Source organism: Streptomyces ovatisporus, from assembly GCF_042653885.1.
Classification (GTDB): Bacteria; Actinomycetota; Actinomycetes; order Streptomycetales; family Streptomycetaceae; genus Streptomyces; species Streptomyces ovatisporus.
In genome coordinates this window covers 1-14,252 of sequence record NZ_JBHSFH010000015.1, presented here as the reverse complement: position 1 = coordinate 14,252, position 14,252 = coordinate 1, and the positions used below count along the sequence as shown (strand labels likewise).

Sequence of the window (14,252 nt, the reverse complement as noted above, 5' to 3'; positions counted from 1 at the left end):
CGAGGCGGGTGGCACCTGCCGGGGGCTCTCCTCCGTCCGGATCCTTTCGCTGGTCGCGGGCGGTCATGAGCGGCAACGTCGCGCCCGCCGGAGCCCCGGATGTTCCCGGCCGGTCACAGACGGATCGGGGTTGTGACATGGGCCGACTTCCTGTCGGGGGACCGGGCCTGAAATAGTTCCAGACGATGTTCGCCATCCCTAGGCTCCCGCAGGAAGGGAGTCACTCGGGGGACAACTTTGTGGGGCATGGAGTGCCGGAACTCGTACTGGAATTGAACGGACAAACCTGGACGCTCGATCCGTCCAGGACATACGCCCTGGGACGCGATCCGCAGGGCGACGTGGTGATCGACGACGCCAGGGTCTCCTGGCGGCACGCCACCATCAAGTGGGGCGGACGCAGCTGGGTCATCGAGGACCGGGGGAGCACCAACGGCTCGTACGTCCAGGGGCAGCGCATCCAGCATATGGAGCTCGGCCCGGGCATGAGCGTGCACTTGGGCAACGCGACCGACGGCCCGCACCTGAAGCTCTCAAGCTCGGGGACGCCCGCCGGCGGGGGCGGGAGCGCATCTGCCGCCACGCCCCATCAGCAGCAGGCGCCCCACCCGTCTCAGGCGCGGGCCGCGCAGGCGCCGCCGCAGCACCCGGGCGGTGCCGGTGGTCCGGGTAGCGGCCAGGGCTCCCCGGCCGCTCCGGGCTGGGGCGGGCAGCCGCAGCAACAGCAGCCGCAGCAACACCCCGGCTGGCAGCAGCAGCCCGGCGTCCCGCCCCAGCAGGACGGCGGTCAGGCCTATCCGGCCGGACCTGGCGCGCAGCAGTACGTGCCCCAGCAGGCCGCTCCTCAGGCTCAGCCGTACGCGCACCAGCAGCCGCAGTCGCAGCAGGGCCACGGGCTCCAGCAGGGCGCTCCGCGGCTCCAGCCCCAGGCCGGGGGAGCGCCGCACCGGGGCGGCGACCGCAGCCCCACGACCTTCCACCAGCTCGCGCTGGGCAGGGTGATGCGCATCGGCCGCGCCCTGGAGAACGAGCTGGTCGTCTCCGACCTTCAGGTCTCCCGGCACCATGCGGAGTTCCACGCCTCCCCCGACGGACGCTTCGAGATCCACGACCTCGGCAGCCACAACGGCACGTACGTCAACGGCCAGCTGCTGCCCAAGTCCGGCTCCGCGGTGATATCGCCCCAGGACACCGTCGGCGTCGGCCACTCCACCTTCCGCCTCGTCGGCGACCGGCTGGAGGAGTTCGTCGACACCGGTGAGGTCTCCTTCTCGGCCCGCCACCTGACGGTCAAGGTCGACAACGGCAAGGTGATCCTCAACAACGTCACCTTCGGCGTACCGGAGAAGTCGCTGATCGGCGTCATCGGCCCGTCCGGCTCCGGCAAGTCCACGCTGCTGCGCGCGCTGACCGGCTACCGTCCCGCCGACGTCGGCGAAGTCCTGTACGACAACCGCAACCTCTACCAGCACTTCGCCGAGCTCCGGCAGCGCATCGGCCTCGTCCCGCAGGACGACATCCTCCACAAGGAGCTGAGGGTCCGTACCGCACTGCGCTACGCGGCCCGGCTGCGCTTCCCCGGCGACGTCGCCGTCGCCGAGCGCAACGCCCGTGTCGAGGAGGTGCTCGCCGAGCTGAAGCTCGACATCCACGCCGACAAGAAGGTCACCTCGCTCTCGGGCGGGCAGCGCAAGCGCGTCTCGGTCGCGCTGGAGCTGCTGACGAAGCCGTCGCTGATATTCCTGGACGAGCCCACCTCGGGCCTCGACCCGGGCATGGACCGCGACGTCATGCAGCTGCTGCGCGGCCTGGCCGACGACGGCCGTACGGTCCTGGTCGTCACGCACTCCGTGGCGGAACTCGGCCTCTGCGACAAGCTGCTGGTGATGGCGCCCGGCGGCGGCGTGGCCTACTTCGGGCCTCCCGAGGAAGCGCTGAACTTCTTCGGCTACAGCACCTGGGCGGACGTCTTCTCCGCCTTCGAGAACTACCGCGACTACGACTGGATGGGCCGCTGGCAGGGCTCGCAGCACTACCAGATGTACGCGGCCGACCTCGACTCCGTCGGCCCGCAGCAGGCCCAGCAGGTCCAGGCCCCGCCGACGCGGATGCGCAAACCGCAGAGCTGGGGTTCGCAGTTCTGGACGCTGGTCCGCCGCTACGTCTCCGTCATCGCCTCCGACAAGGGCTTCCTGGCGCTCACGGTGATCCTGCCCCTCGTCCTCGGCGGCGTCAGCACCCTGATCCCGAGCGACTACGGACTCGGCTACGGCCCCCTGAACAAGGGCCGGACGAACCGGGACGCCAGTACGATCATGCTCATCATCGCGGTGGGCATGTGCTTCTCCGGAGCCGCCAACTCCGTACGCGAACTGATCAAGGAACGTGTCATCTACGAGCGCGAACGGGCCACCGGCCTCTCGCGGTCGGCCTATCTGATGTCCAAGGTGCTCGTGCTCGGCATCGTCACCGCCGTGCAGGGCGTGATCATCTCCGCCATCGGATTCGCCCCGCGTGAACTCCCGGCGGAGGGTGTCGTCGCGGAGAACCTCCCCGCCCTGGAGATGACGCTCGCCGTCATCACGCTCGGCTTCACCTCGATGATGTTCGGCCTGATCATCTCCTCGCTCGTGAAGACGGCCGAGAAGACCATGCCGCTGCTGGTCATGTTCGCCATCGTCCAGGTGGTCTTCACCGGCGTGCTCTTCCAGCTGTTCGACACTCCCGGGGTCGGCCAGTTCTCCTGGCTGATGCCGTCCCGGTGGGCTGTCGCCGCGATGGGCGCCACGGCCGACATGAACACGCTGCTGCCGTGGGAGAAGGGCAACCCCGACCCGCTGTGGGAGCACACGGCCGGCATCTACGTGCTGGACATGGCGGTCCTGCTGGGACTGGGCGTCGTCCTGGTCTTCGTCGTCGCCCGCCTCCTGCGCCGTCACGAGCCGGAGGTCATGCGCAAGTAGCGCCGGTGCCGGACACCGTCCGTGCCCCGGCTGCGGCAGAACGGAAGGCGGCGGCACCCTTCGCGGGTGCCGCCGCCTTCCGTGCTGTACGGGAATCCTTCGTGCTGCCCGGCCCCCCGTGACTGCCGGCTCAGTACCAGTTGTTGGCCTGCCAGAAGGACCAGGCTCCGCACGGGCTGCCGTAGCGGTCCTTCATGTAGCCGAGGCCCCACTTGATCTGTGTGGCGGCGTTGTTCCGCCAGTCCGGGCCGGCCGAGGCCATCTTGGAGCCCGGCAGTGCCTGCACCAGGCCGTAGGCGCCGCTGGGGTTCTGCGCGTGGACGTCCCAGCCGCTCTCGCGCTCGACGATGTTCGAGAAGCACTGGAACTGCTGCTCGGAACCGATGATCTGCCGCGCGATCTGCTTCGGAGAACCCGAGGGCGCCGCGGACGCGGACTTGCTGCGCTCGGCGGAGCGGCTCGCTGCCTGCTTGCGCTGACGTTCCCGCTCGGCCTTCTTGGCCTGCTCGGCCGCCTCTTGCCGTGCCTCGGCCCGTGCCTCTGCCTTCTTGCGGGCCTCGTCCTCGGCGTCCGTCCGTGCCCGGCCGTCGGCGGCCGTGGTCTGGGCGTCGATGTCCACCTTCTGGGCGGCGGGGCTGTCGACGGCCGTCTGCAGTGCGATCGGCCTGGCTGCCGGCTCCGATCCGGCGGTCTCGTTTCCGCTGTCCTTCTGCCCTGGCACGACGCTGAACGCGATCGCCGTCACGCCGACGGCGGCGGCACCTGTGGCCGCGGAGATCTTGTGCAGACGGGACAGCCTGCCGTGGCGTTCGGGAGTGGGAACGCTCATAGGGAGGAAACCTCTTCCAGATTGCGGACCGCAGCGACAGTGGCCGCTACGGCGGCAGCAATTCTCAGCTGCCGTCAGTCACCGAGCAAAAATCACCATTACTAACCTTGATAGTGGATCGGCATAAGGTCGGAGGCCTTGACGTGTCTGCGCTGCACGTCCGGTCTGTGGGCAACTACTACTAAGCAAGCTCGTACGTGATCTGCGTCCTATGCGGCGACTCACACCGCATACCGATTACATTTACGCAGTGTGTAGAAGCTATAAACGCAGAGTCACGCAGCTGGGTCTGGGTCCTAGGTCCTCCGGCCCCCGTCTCCCGGGCGTCCGTCCGATACCGCCGCAGGCTCCCGCCGGTACCGTGACCGCATGCTCCAAAGCTCCGGGCTCGCCGCTGTCAGCGCCGCGTTGCTCGCCATGAACCGGCAGCTCGAAGTGCGCGACGTACTGCAGACGATCGTCGCCTCCGCCCGTGAGCTGCTGGACGCGGAGTACGCGGCACTCGGAGTACCCGACGACCACGGCGGCTTCGCCCAGTTCGTGGTCGACGGCGTCTCGGACGAGCAGTGGAAGGCCATCGGCCCGCTGCCCCGGCAGCACGGCATCCTCGCGGCGATGCTCCACGAGGCCACACCGCAGCGTCTCGCCGACGTACGCGCCGACCCCCGCTTCGAGGGATGGCCCAGCGCCCACCCCGAGCTGGCCGACTTCCTCGGCATGCCCATCGCCGACGGCGAGGAGGTCCTCGGCGCGCTCTTCCTCGCCAACAAGCGCTGCCCGCCCACCCGCGTCCCTGCGCAGGAGTCCGCAGGCGCGTCACGCGGCTGCGCGTTCTCCGAGGAGGACGAGCGGCTGCTGCGTCTCCTCGCCCAGCACGCGGCCATCGCCCTCACCAACGCCCGCCTGTACGAGCGGAGCCGTGAGCTGACGATCGCCGGCGAGCGGGCCCGCATCGCCCACGACCTGCACGACGCGGTCGCGCAGAAGCTCTTCTCGCTGCGGCTCACCGCCCAGGCCGCCACGGCCCTCGTGGACCGCGACCCGGCCCGTGCCAAGGCCGAACTGCACGAGATCGACCGGCTGACGGCCGAGGCGGCGGAGGAACTGCGGGCCGCGGTGGTCGAACTGCGTCCCGCGGCACTCGACGAGGACGGGCTCGTCGCCACCCTCCGAACCCAGGCCCGGGTGCTCCACCGAGCCCACTCGGCCGAAGTCGCCTTCTCCACCGGGGGCAGCCCCCGGGCCCTGCCCGCCGCGCAGGAGGAGGCGCTGCTGCGCGTCGCTCAGGAGGCCCTGCACAACGCGCTCCGTCATGCGTCTGCCGGCCACGTCGACGTCGTCCTCACCTTCGGCGAAACCGGCGTCCGGCTGCGCGTCACCGATGACGGCCGGGGCTTCGACCCGAAAGCCGTGCGCAAGGCGGGACGCCACCTGGGGCTGGTCTCGATGCGCGACAGGGCGGGCTGTGTGGGCGGCAGGCTGACCGTCGAGTCGGAGCCCGGCAAGGGTGCCGTGATCGAGCTGGAGGTGCCCGGTGGCTGATCCGATCCGTGTCCTCATCGTCGACGACCACCAGGTCGTACGTCGCGGACTGCGCACCTTCCTGGAGATCCAGGAGGACATCGAGGTGGTCGGCGAGGCGGCCGACGGCGACGAGGGCGTGGCCCGCGCCGAGGAACTGCGCCCGGACATCGTCCTGATGGATGTGAAGATGCCCGGCACCGACGGGATCGAGGCGCTGAGGCAGCTCGAACAGCTCGGCAATCCCGCACGCGTCCTCGTCGTCACGAGCTTCACCGAGCAGCGCACCGTCGTCCCGGCACTCCGTGCGGGAGCTGCGGGCTACGTCTACAAGGACGTCGACCCCGACGCCCTGGCAGGAGCCATCCGCTCCGTACACGCGGGCCACGTGCTGCTGCAGCCCGAAGTCGCCGGCGCGCTGCTCTCCGAGGGCACAGGTGTGAGTGCCGGACGCGGCACGACGCTCACCGAACGCGAACGCGAGGTGCTGGAGCTGATAGCGGACGGGCGGTCCAACCGGGAGATCGCCCGGACGCTCGTCCTCTCGGAGAAGACCGTGAAGACCCACGTGTCGAACATCCTGATGAAGCTCGACCTCGCCGACCGCACCCAGGCGGCGCTGTGGGCCGTACGCCACGGGCTCACGCACTGAAGCACCCGCGGCCAGGGCACGGTTCGAGCGGCCCGCCCGTCGGCAGGCGGACCCGGACGGATCACATCCCCTTGCGCTCGAGCTCCTCCGCGTAGGCGTTGTAGGCCGCGACCTGCGCTCGTCTCGCCGTGCGCTCCACCGGCCGCAGCGCCTCGGACCGGGCGGCGATCTCGGACGAGCTCACGGCGCCGCCGTGCTCCCGGCCGTCGCCGGCGCCTGTCCCGCCGGTACTCGTCCCGCCGGTGCCGGGCCCGTCCCCGTGCGCGATGCCCACCAGCGCCCGCACCCGCTGAGCCAGCTCCAGCACGCGCACCGCACGCGGCGGATAGCCCGGTGCCAGGAGCTGCCTGCCCGCCTCCATCCGTGCCCTGTACGCCTCGAGCGCCGCGTCCGCCACGGGGCCCGAACCGGCCACGTCCAGTTTCGTGAGCACGACGGTGGCGTCCCGCATCGCCTCCGCCAGTTCCCGTTCCGCCTCGCTCAGGGAAGGCACGTCCGCGGGCGGGCCCTCCCGCATCGGCAGGCAGTGCCACGTCACCTCGACGTGTACGTCACCCTCCGGCCCCGCCTCGAACAGCTCCGGCACGAGACCGAGACCCGCCCCCGGTGCCAGCACGGCCTCGCCCGCGTCCAGGGCACGGGAGTTGAGCTCGGGCGGCCCGCTCAGACCCAGCGGATGCCCGGGTGCGGGGAGCGCCACCCGCAGACCGGCCGTGCCCAGCGACCGCAGCCGGCCCAGTGCGAGAGTGAGCCCCACGTGACCGGGCTCGGGCTCCGCGCCGGGAGCCGTGGACGACGGCAGCCGCGCCACGCGGTGGACGGCGTCCTCGCCGACGATCCGCTCCGCGGCCTCGTCGGGCGAGATCAGCCCGGCAAAGAGTGCATTTCCCCAGGCGGCCATCCGCCCTGAACGAGGTTCTTCGAGCATGTGCACAGCCTAAGGAACGGGCCGTCGAACGCGTGGCGTAGGTTTTGACTGGGGACTGTGCTCACAAGGCACGGGAAACGGCGACTGCTATGGGAGACAACGCGCTCATGAGCGAAGTACTGGAGCTGGTGGACGTATCAGTGGTCCGCGAGGGCCACGCTCTGCTGGACGACGTCTCCTGGTCGGTCAAGGAGGGCGAGCGCTGGGTCATCCTCGGGCCGAACGGTGCCGGCAAGACCACCCTGCTGAACATGGCCTCCAGCTACCTCTTCCCGAGCTCGGGCTCCGCCACCGTCCTCGGTGAACGTCTCGGCGCCGTCGACGTCTTCGAGCTCCGTCCCCGCATCGGCATCGCCGGCATCGCCATGGCCGAGAAGCTGCCCCGCTCCCAGACCGTCCTGCAGACGGTGCTCACCGCCGCGTACGGCATGACGGCGCACTGGCAGGAGGAGTACGAGGCGATCGACGAGGAGCGGGCCCGCGCCTTCCTCGACCGCCTCGGCATGAGCGACTATCTGGACCGCAGGTTCGGCACCCTCTCCGAGGGAGAACGCAAGCGCACCCTGATCGCGCGCGCCATGATGACCGACCCCGAACTGCTGCTGCTGGACGAGCCGGCGGCAGGACTCGACCTCGGCGGCCGCGAGGACCTGGTGCGCAGACTCGGCCGCCTCGCACGCGATCCGTACGCCCCCTCGATGATCATGGTGACACACCATGTCGAGGAGATCGCACCGGGATTCACGCACGTGCTGATGATCCGTCAGGGGCAGGTGCTCGCGGCCGGCCCTCTCGAGACCGAGCTGACCTCCCGAAATCTCTCCCGCTGCTTCGGACTTCCGCTCGTGGTGGAGGAACGCGGCGACCGCTGGACCGCTCAAGGGCTGCCGCTCGGCTGATCGCGGGCCTACCATGGCCGTGTGGATGCATGGGTGTGGTGGTTGATAGCCGCGGTGGGGCTCGGGATTCCACTCGTCCTCACGGCGATGCCCGAGTTCGGAATGCTGGCGGTAGGGGGTGTGGCCGGAGCCGTCACGGCCGGTCTCGGCGGGGGAATGGTCGCGCAGGTCCTCGTCTTCGCAGTCGTCTCGACCGCGCTGATCATCGTCGTGCAGCCGATCGCACGCCGTTCGAGGAGCCAGGCACCCGCCATGAGCAGCGGCGTGGACGCCCTGCGGGGACGCCAGGCGACGGTGCTGGAGCGGGTCGACGGGCAGGGCGGCAGGATCAAGCTGGCGGGCGAGGTCTGGTCGGCCCGCGCTCTCGACACGGACGCAGCCTACGAACCGGGCAGCCAGGTCGACGTGGTGGAGATCGACGGAGCCACCGCGGTCGTGATGGGATAGCCACGAGGCGGGTAACAGCCTTGTGTGCAGGGCGAGTTGCTTGCGCCGGGGTTACTTCTCCCGTCTGACAGACGTCAATCCAGTGACATACGTGCAGGGGGACGGCGATGGACGCCATCATCATTGTCCTGATCATCCTGGTGGTGCTTGTCTTCATCGCACTCATCAAGACGATTCAGGTGATTCCGCAGGCGAGCGCCGCCATCGTCGAGCGCTTCGGCCGGTACACCCGCACCCTCAACGCGGGCCTGAACATCGTGGTGCCCTTCATCGACACCGTCCGCAACCGGGTCGACCTGCGTGAACAGGTCGTCCCGTTCCCGCCGCAGCCGGTCATCACGCAGGACAACCTCGTCGTCAACATCGACACCGTCATCTACTACCAGGTGACGGACGCCCGCGCCGCCACGTACGAAGTCGCCAGCTACATCCAGGCGATCGAGCAGCTCACGGTGACCACGCTGCGCAACATCATCGGCGGCATGGACCTGGAGCGGACGCTGACCTCCCGCGAGGAGATCAACGCGGCACTGCGCGGCGTGCTCGACGAGGCCACCGGCAAGTGGGGCATCCGCGTCAACCGCGTCGAGCTGAAGGCCATCGAGCCGCCGACGTCCATCCAGGACTCGATGGAGAAGCAGATGCGGGCCGACCGCGACAAGCGCGCGGCAATCCTGCAGGCCGAGGGCGTACGGCAGTCGGCGATCCTCACCGCCGAGGGCGAGAAGCAGTCCTCCATCCTGCGCGCGGAAGGTGAAGCCCGCTCGGCGGCCCTCCGCGCAGAGGGCGAGGCGCAGGCCATCCGTACGGTCTTCGAGTCGATCCACGCCGGTGACCCGGACCAGAAGCTCCTGTCGTACCAGTACCTCCAGATGCTTCCGAAGATCGCCGAGGGCGACGCCAACAAGCTCTGGATCGTCCCCAGCGAGATCGGCGACGCCCTCAAGGGCCTCGGCGGCGCCCTGGACGGCTTCCGGCCCGGCGGCGGCGGAAACAGCGGCAGCGCCGGCGACGCCGCGAGCATGGTCAAGCCCCCCCGGCGGGACAGCCCGAAGATCGACTGAGACGGAGCGGGACCGACCGGGACCGAACGGGACCCGGATACGCACGCCGAATGCCGCTCGGGCATGATCAGTGTGTACGGCACTGATCAGCTGGGGGCTTCGAGTGACCATCTGGGAGGCAGTGGCCGTCTGCGTCGCCGGTGTCGGCGCAGGCGCCATCAACACCATCGTCGGCTCGGGCACCCTGCTGACCTTCCCGGTACTGCTCGCCGTCGGCCTGCCGCCCGTGACGGCCAACGTCTCCAACGCCCTGGGGCTCGTACCCGGTTCCGTCAGCGGGGCCATCGGCTACAGGCGTGAGCTGCGCGGGCAGTTGCGGCGCGTACTGCTGCTCGGCGGCGTGGCACTGGTCGGCGCCCTCACCGGCGCGGCGCTGCTGGTCGTCCTGCCGTCCAGTGCCTTCGACACGATCGTGCCCGTGCTCATCGGTGTGGCACTGCTGCTCGTCGCCTTCCAGCCCTGGCTTGCGCGGGCCGTCCAGCGGCGCCGTGAGCGGAAGGGGGCCGCCGCGCGTCCTCACGGTGGTGTCCTGCTGCCGGGCGGTCTGCTCTTCGCCAGCGCGTACGGCGGCTACTTCGGTGCGGCGCAAGGCATCATCTACCTCGCCCTGATGGGGCTGCTGCTCGATGAGAACCTGCAGCGGATCAACGCCGTGAAGAACGTGCTCGGCGCCTTGGTCAACGGCGCCGCAGCGGTGTTCTTCCTCTTCGTCGCGGACTTCGACTGGACGGCCGTCCTCCTGATCGCCGGAGGCTCAGCGGTCGGCGGCGTGTTCGGCGCCGTGGTGGGCCGCAAGCTGCGGCCCACCACCCTCCGCGTCATCATCGTGACGGTGGGAGTCGCGGCGCTCGTCCATCAACTGGTCCGCTGACGCGGGGAGTCGAGCCCGGAAACCCCGACTCCCGTCACGCCGTGGCAGGCAGCTCCGCCGCGGAGCCCGCGGCACGGGAGACCGTCAGCCACTCCGGCAGCGCCGCACCGTCCGTGCGGCCCAGAGCCAGGAGCAGCGCGTCGGCGGGCGTGGGCTCGAACGGCTTCACCAGCAGAGCCATGCCTGCCTGCGCGGGCGTCCGGTCAGCCTTGCGGTGGTTGTCCGCCGCACACGCCGCCACCGTGTTGAGCCAGGTGTCCGTACCGCCCCGGGACCGCGGTACGACGTGATCCACCGTGGTCGCTCGGCGCCCGCAGTACGCGCACCGGTGCCGGTCCCGTACGAGGACGCCGCGCCGCGACCACGGTGCCCGTTGTCGGAACGGGACCCGGACGTATCTGCGGAGCCTGACGACCTGCGGCACCGGGAGGTCGATGTTCGCCGCGCGCACGCGGAGACCGGGGTGCGACTGCTCGACGACGGCCTTGTCCTGCATGACCAGCACCACGGCCCGCCGCAGCGAAACCGTCGAAAGCGGCTCGAAGCTCGCATTGAGGATCAGCGTCTCCCGCATCCCCTCCACCTCCCCGATTCCCTTCCGCCCCGGTGGCGGTGGCTCCACTGTGCCGTTGCCCGGGTACGGGAACAACGCAATTACCGCGCGGCGTACGGGAGATGGCTGCCGCATTCCGCAACGGCGAAGACAGCAGGGGAATGGAGAACAGAGCACCAGGGGGGACGAATGCGGCAGGAAAGCCAGGAAGCCAAGAAACCAGGAAGCCAGGAAAGCCAGCAAAGCCAAGGTCGGCCTGGCGCCGGAACATGCGGGGAAGCCATCCGCGGACCGAACGCAGCACGCCGTACGAAGAACAGGGGCAGCCGACGCGGTCGCCCGGCCCCCGGCCGGCCTCCGACGGACAGCTGGCGCAGACACGAGCGCCTCGCCGTCCCCGCACTGCGGTGCCGACTGCCCGGCGACAACTGTGCTTTCGGGGACGACGAGGCGCAAAGGATTTTTCCGCGCACCCGCGCGGAACGGCCCGGCCTCAGCTGCCCGCGGGCTCCTCATGGAGGCCGATCAGCTGGGCGCGCCCGATGGTCTTGAAGCGCAGGTTGAACCCGACGAAAGCAGGAGTGGCGTCGGCGTCCGGGCCCAGCTTCTCCTCCTGCACGGCGTAGACGGTGAAGACGTAGCGGTGCGGACCGTCACCGGGGGGCGGTGCGGCACCGCCGAAGTCGCGCGTCCCGAAGTCGTTCCGCACGTGCACGGCCCCCTCGGGCAGCCCTGCCATCTCACCCGTACCGGCCCCGGCGGGCAGCTCGGTCACGGCCACGGGGATGTCGAACACCACCCAGTGCCAGAAACCGCTGCCTGTCGGCGCGTCCGGGTCGAAGCACGTCACGGCGAAGCTCCGGGTCTCCGGCGGGAAGCCGTCCCAGCGCAGATGCGGCGAGACGTTGCCCTTCGCGTACTGCTGTTCCGGGCGAAGCCGTCCGCCCTCGGAGACGTCGCCGCTCACCACCTCGAACGAGGCCACGGGCGGGTGGAAGTCGTGGGGGAGCGGCGGTTGCTTCTGCTCGGTCACGTGGGAACCTCCTGATGGCGCGAATCGCTGCACCGGCCAGCCTAACGAGCCAATGTCCCGGACTTTGTCACCATGGGACCCACGACGAGACCTGCAAAGCGGTGGTGCGACGATGACCAGTCCCGTGGACCTGCCCGAACTCCCCGAACTGCCCGGCGAAGGGCTGCCGGGCCTCTTCGAGGGCACCGTCCCGCCCGGTGTGTACCGCTGCGACTCCGTGGGACCCGACGTCCTCATGCAGGCGGAGGCCGCCAACTGGATCGGCGCGGTCATCGACCTCAGCGACGTGACCACCAAGGCCGAGTTCATGGACCGCTGCGTCACGGGCCTGGAGCTTCCCGACTGGTTCGGACGCAACTGGGACGCCCTGGCCGATTCCCTCACCGACCTGTCCTGGTGGGGTGAGACGAACGGTTACATGCTGATGACGGCGGGCTGGCCGGGCTTCGAGGAGGCCGATCCCGCCGCCGCCGCCACCGCCGTCAACGTCTTCACCGCCGCGGTCGGCTACTGGACGGTGCGGAGCGCACCCCTCACCGTGCTGCTGGGCTGAGCGGCGGGGGCGGCAGGAAAGACGCCCACCGCCCCCGGAACGAAGGATCAGAACCAGTTGCGCCGGCCCCCGACCTCCGTCAGCCACTGGTTGATGAACGCGGTCCAGTCCGTCTGGTGGAAGTCGGTCAGACTCACCTGGAACGCCCGGTAGGAGTCGCTGCCGCCCGTGAAGAGACCGGGCGCCTTGTCCATCTCCATGACGACGTCCATCTCCCTGCCGTCGGCGACGAAGGAGAGCTCCACCTGCGAGAGCCCCCGGTACTGCTGCGGCGCCAGGAACTCGATCTCCTGGTAGAAGGGCAGCTGCTGACGCGTGCCGCGGATGCGCCCCTTCTCCATGTCCGCCGACTTGAAGCGGAAGCCGAGCGACCCGAAGGAGTCGAGGATCGCCTGCTGAGCGGGGAGGGCGTGCACGTTGACCGGGTCGATGTCGGTCGAATCGACTGCCTGGGCGATCGCGAGCTCGGTGGAGACGCCGATGCTCATGCCCGTCAGCTGCTGCCCCATGAACATCGTGACGGGCGTCTCCCAGGGCACCTCCAGCTGGAACGGCACCGTGTGCTTGGCGCCCTCCTTCAGTTCGAGCGCACCGCCGAGCTGCTGACGGCCGAACTCGATGTTCTGCTTCATCTCCCCGTCGTTCGTCTCGACCTCGACCTTCGCCATGAGACCGACGGACAGCCCCTGGATCTGCTGGTCGACGGAGCCCGCCTCGATGTGCACCTCACCCTGGACCACCCCGCCCGGCACCACGTTCGGCTCGTGCAGAACGGTGTCCACAGACGCACTGCCTACGCCCAGACTCGCGAACAGCTTTTTGAAACCCATCTCTCCAGTCCCTCCCAGGCGCTGCCTGTGTGTCATCGCCGATCACTCGTGCGTGCTCTCGCTACCAGTACGCCCGACGACGGCCGACGGTTCCGTCCTGCTCCGGATACCGCCCCTCTTGTCACGCTCCTGGTGCGGCGGAAGCCCGTGCGCCGGTTCGGTTACCCTCGGGCGGCATGATCGCTGGCCGAGACCGTACGCGAAGGAACGACGACAGCCACACACCGCTGCCCCGTTCCTTCTTCGACCGCCCGGTACTGGAGGTCGCCCCGCAGCTGCTGGGCCGCTACCTGGTCCGTACGAGCGCCGAGGGCAGCATCGTCCTGCGCCTCACCGAGGTGGAGGCATACGCGGGGGAGGCCGACCCGGGATCGCACGCCTTCCGCGGCCGCACCCGGCGCAACGCATCGATGTTCGGACCGCCCGGCCACGCGTACGTCTACTTCATCTACGGCATGTGGTTCAGCCTGAACCTCGTGTGCGGTCCGGAGGGTCACGCGAGCGGTGTCCTGCTGCGTGCCGGCGAGATCCTGTCCGGCGCCGACCTGGCCCGCAAGCGCCGCCCGAAATCGCGCAAGGACGCGGAGCTGGCCAAGGGACCCGCCCGTCTCGCCACGGCGCTGGACGTGGACAAGGCTCTCAACGGAAGCGATCTCTGCGGCGACGACGAGCGTGCCCCGCTCGGGATCCTGACCGGCGAACCTGTGCTTCACGAGGCCGTGCGCAGCGGTCCGCGAACGGGCGTGGGCGGCGCCGGGGCGGTTCATCCGTGGCGCTACTGGGCCGACGGCGACCCCACAGTCAGCCCCTACCGCCCTCACCAATCCAGGCGACGCCAAAGGTCACTTGACTCTGATGGCCCCAAGGTCTAACGTTGACCGAGTCGCTGAAACCGGGCAGGTCGTCATCAGGCTCTCAAGCCGGGCGGATGCATCCGGAAGCGGCCAAACACTACCTACGATTTCCCAAACGGGTCGTTAATTGGCATGCCAAAACGACTGGGAAGACTCCGATTAGGAGTCGAGAAGGAAATCCGCTAAAGTAGTGACACCGAGAGGGAAGCGCCCGGAGTGGCCTGTGAAAGGGTCGTGATGGAAGCGTTCGTTCTT

General features: G+C 69.4%; 14 protein-coding genes. 9 read left to right on the top strand and 5 right to left on the bottom strand.

Features of this window, described 5'->3' with window-relative positions:
* Nucleotides 1-239: 239 nt before the first annotated feature.
* A complete protein-coding gene (locus ACFPA8_RS24135) occupies nucleotides 240-2,963 on the top strand; it encodes an ABC transporter ATP-binding protein/permease (RefSeq protein WP_465270242.1) in 2,724 nt (907 codons plus the stop codon).
* Between the two features lie 130 nt (nucleotides 2,964-3,093).
* Here the strand turns inward: ACFPA8_RS24135 and ACFPA8_RS24130 are convergent, their stop codons facing one another.
* Nucleotides 3,094-3,792: an aggregation-promoting factor C-terminal-like domain-containing protein gene (locus ACFPA8_RS24130; RefSeq protein ID WP_386451793.1), complete on the bottom strand. Its 699-nt coding sequence runs from the start codon at nucleotides 3,790-3,792 to the stop codon at nucleotides 3,094-3,096.
* A gap of 369 nt (nucleotides 3,793-4,161) precedes the next feature.
* On the opposite strand from ACFPA8_RS24130, the gene ACFPA8_RS24125 reads away from it, so the two are divergent.
* Both ACFPA8_RS24125 and ACFPA8_RS24120 read left to right on the top strand, forming a co-directional pair.
* Nucleotides 4,162-5,334: a GAF domain-containing sensor histidine kinase gene (locus ACFPA8_RS24125; RefSeq protein WP_386451791.1), complete on the top strand. Its 1,173-nt coding sequence runs from the start codon at nucleotides 4,162-4,164 to the stop codon at nucleotides 5,332-5,334.
* On the top strand, nucleotides 5,327-5,965 hold the full coding sequence (locus ACFPA8_RS24120; RefSeq protein WP_386451789.1) for a response regulator: 639 nt from the start codon (nucleotides 5,327-5,329) through the stop codon (nucleotides 5,963-5,965). The genes ACFPA8_RS24125 and ACFPA8_RS24120 overlap by 8 nt, the downstream gene beginning before the upstream one ends.
* A 61-nt stretch (nucleotides 5,966-6,026) precedes the next feature.
* Here the strand turns inward: ACFPA8_RS24120 and ACFPA8_RS24115 are convergent, their stop codons facing one another.
* On the bottom strand, nucleotides 6,027-6,893 hold the full coding sequence (locus ACFPA8_RS24115) for a hypothetical protein (protein WP_386451787.1): 867 nt from the start codon (nucleotides 6,891-6,893) through the stop codon (nucleotides 6,027-6,029).
* Between the two features lie 107 nt (nucleotides 6,894-7,000).
* On the opposite strand from ACFPA8_RS24115, the gene ACFPA8_RS24110 reads away from it, so the two are divergent.
* The 4 genes from ACFPA8_RS24110 to ACFPA8_RS24095 all read left to right on the top strand — a co-directional run bounded on the left by ACFPA8_RS24110 (nucleotide 7,001) and on the right by ACFPA8_RS24095 (nucleotide 10,174).
* Nucleotides 7,001-7,792, top strand: a complete 792-nt coding sequence (locus ACFPA8_RS24110; protein ID WP_386451785.1) for an ABC transporter ATP-binding protein — start codon at nucleotides 7,001-7,003, stop codon at nucleotides 7,790-7,792.
* A 21-nt stretch (nucleotides 7,793-7,813) separates the two neighbouring features.
* Nucleotides 7,814-8,239 carry an NfeD family protein gene (locus tag ACFPA8_RS24105; RefSeq protein ID WP_386451783.1) on the top strand — a complete coding sequence of 142 codons (426 nt, stop codon included), beginning with the start codon at nucleotides 7,814-7,816 and terminating at the stop codon, nucleotides 8,237-8,239.
* A gap of 107 nt (nucleotides 8,240-8,346) precedes the next feature.
* Complete coding sequence (locus ACFPA8_RS24100) at nucleotides 8,347-9,303, top strand: SPFH domain-containing protein (protein ID WP_386451781.1); 957 nt, start codon at nucleotides 8,347-8,349, stop codon at nucleotides 9,301-9,303.
* Nucleotides 9,304-9,406: 103 nt separating this feature from the next.
* A complete protein-coding gene (locus tag ACFPA8_RS24095) occupies nucleotides 9,407-10,174 on the top strand; it encodes a sulfite exporter TauE/SafE family protein (RefSeq protein ID WP_386451779.1) in 768 nt (255 codons plus the stop codon).
* A 34-nt stretch (nucleotides 10,175-10,208) separates the two neighbouring features.
* Here ACFPA8_RS24095 and ACFPA8_RS24090 read toward each other — a convergent pair whose 3' ends face one another.
* Nucleotides 10,209-10,748, bottom strand: a complete 540-nt coding sequence (locus tag ACFPA8_RS24090; RefSeq protein ID WP_386451777.1) for an HNH endonuclease — start codon at nucleotides 10,746-10,748, stop codon at nucleotides 10,209-10,211.
* 472 nt (nucleotides 10,749-11,220) lie between these two features.
* Nucleotides 11,221-11,760 (bottom strand): YbhB/YbcL family Raf kinase inhibitor-like protein, encoded by a 540-nt coding sequence (locus tag ACFPA8_RS24085; RefSeq protein ID WP_386451775.1) that lies wholly within the window; start codon nucleotides 11,758-11,760, stop codon nucleotides 11,221-11,223.
* 112 nt (nucleotides 11,761-11,872) lie between these two features.
* On the opposite strand from ACFPA8_RS24085, the gene ACFPA8_RS24080 reads away from it, so the two are divergent.
* On the top strand, nucleotides 11,873-12,313 hold the full coding sequence (locus ACFPA8_RS24080; protein WP_386451773.1) for a barstar family protein: 441 nt from the start codon (nucleotides 11,873-11,875) through the stop codon (nucleotides 12,311-12,313).
* Between the two features lie 47 nt (nucleotides 12,314-12,360).
* Here the strand turns inward: ACFPA8_RS24080 and ACFPA8_RS24075 are convergent, their stop codons facing one another.
* Nucleotides 12,361-13,143, bottom strand: coding sequence for a sporulation protein (locus ACFPA8_RS24075; protein ID WP_386451771.1), 783 nt, complete (start codon nucleotides 13,141-13,143; stop codon nucleotides 12,361-12,363).
* Between the two features lie 176 nt (nucleotides 13,144-13,319).
* Here ACFPA8_RS24075 and ACFPA8_RS24070 point away from each other — a divergent pair, with 176 nt between their 5' ends.
* Nucleotides 13,320-14,015, top strand: coding sequence for a DNA-3-methyladenine glycosylase (locus ACFPA8_RS24070; RefSeq protein ID WP_386451769.1), 696 nt, complete (start codon nucleotides 13,320-13,322; stop codon nucleotides 14,013-14,015).
* Nucleotides 14,016-14,252 lie beyond the last annotated feature (237 nt).

Bases quoted from the DNA above. Each gene is read 5' to 3' on its own strand.
- ACFPA8_RS24130 (WP_386451793.1), bottom strand. From the start codon at position 3,792: ATGAGCGTTCCCACTCCCGAACGCCACGGCAGGCTGTCCCGTCTGCAC.
- ACFPA8_RS24125 (WP_386451791.1), top strand. From the start codon at position 4,162: ATGCTCCAAAGCTCCGGGCTCGCCGCTGTCAGCGCCGCGTTGCTCGCC.
- ACFPA8_RS24115 (WP_386451787.1), bottom strand. From the start codon at position 6,893: ATGCTCGAAGAACCTCGTTCAGGGCGGATGGCCGCCTGGGGAAATGCA.
- ACFPA8_RS24110 (WP_386451785.1), top strand. From the start codon at position 7,001: ATGAGCGAAGTACTGGAGCTGGTGGACGTATCAGTGGTCCGCGAGGGC.
- ACFPA8_RS24100 (WP_386451781.1), top strand. From the start codon at position 8,347: ATGGACGCCATCATCATTGTCCTGATCATCCTGGTGGTGCTTGTCTTC.
- ACFPA8_RS24090 (WP_386451777.1), bottom strand. From the start codon at position 10,748: ATGCGGGAGACGCTGATCCTCAATGCGAGCTTCGAGCCGCTTTCGACG.
- ACFPA8_RS24080 (WP_386451773.1), top strand. From the start codon at position 11,873: ATGACCAGTCCCGTGGACCTGCCCGAACTCCCCGAACTGCCCGGCGAA.
- ACFPA8_RS24075 (WP_386451771.1), bottom strand. From the start codon at position 13,143: ATGGGTTTCAAAAAGCTGTTCGCGAGTCTGGGCGTAGGCAGTGCGTCT.
- ACFPA8_RS24070 (WP_386451769.1), top strand. From the start codon at position 13,320: ATGATCGCTGGCCGAGACCGTACGCGAAGGAACGACGACAGCCACACA.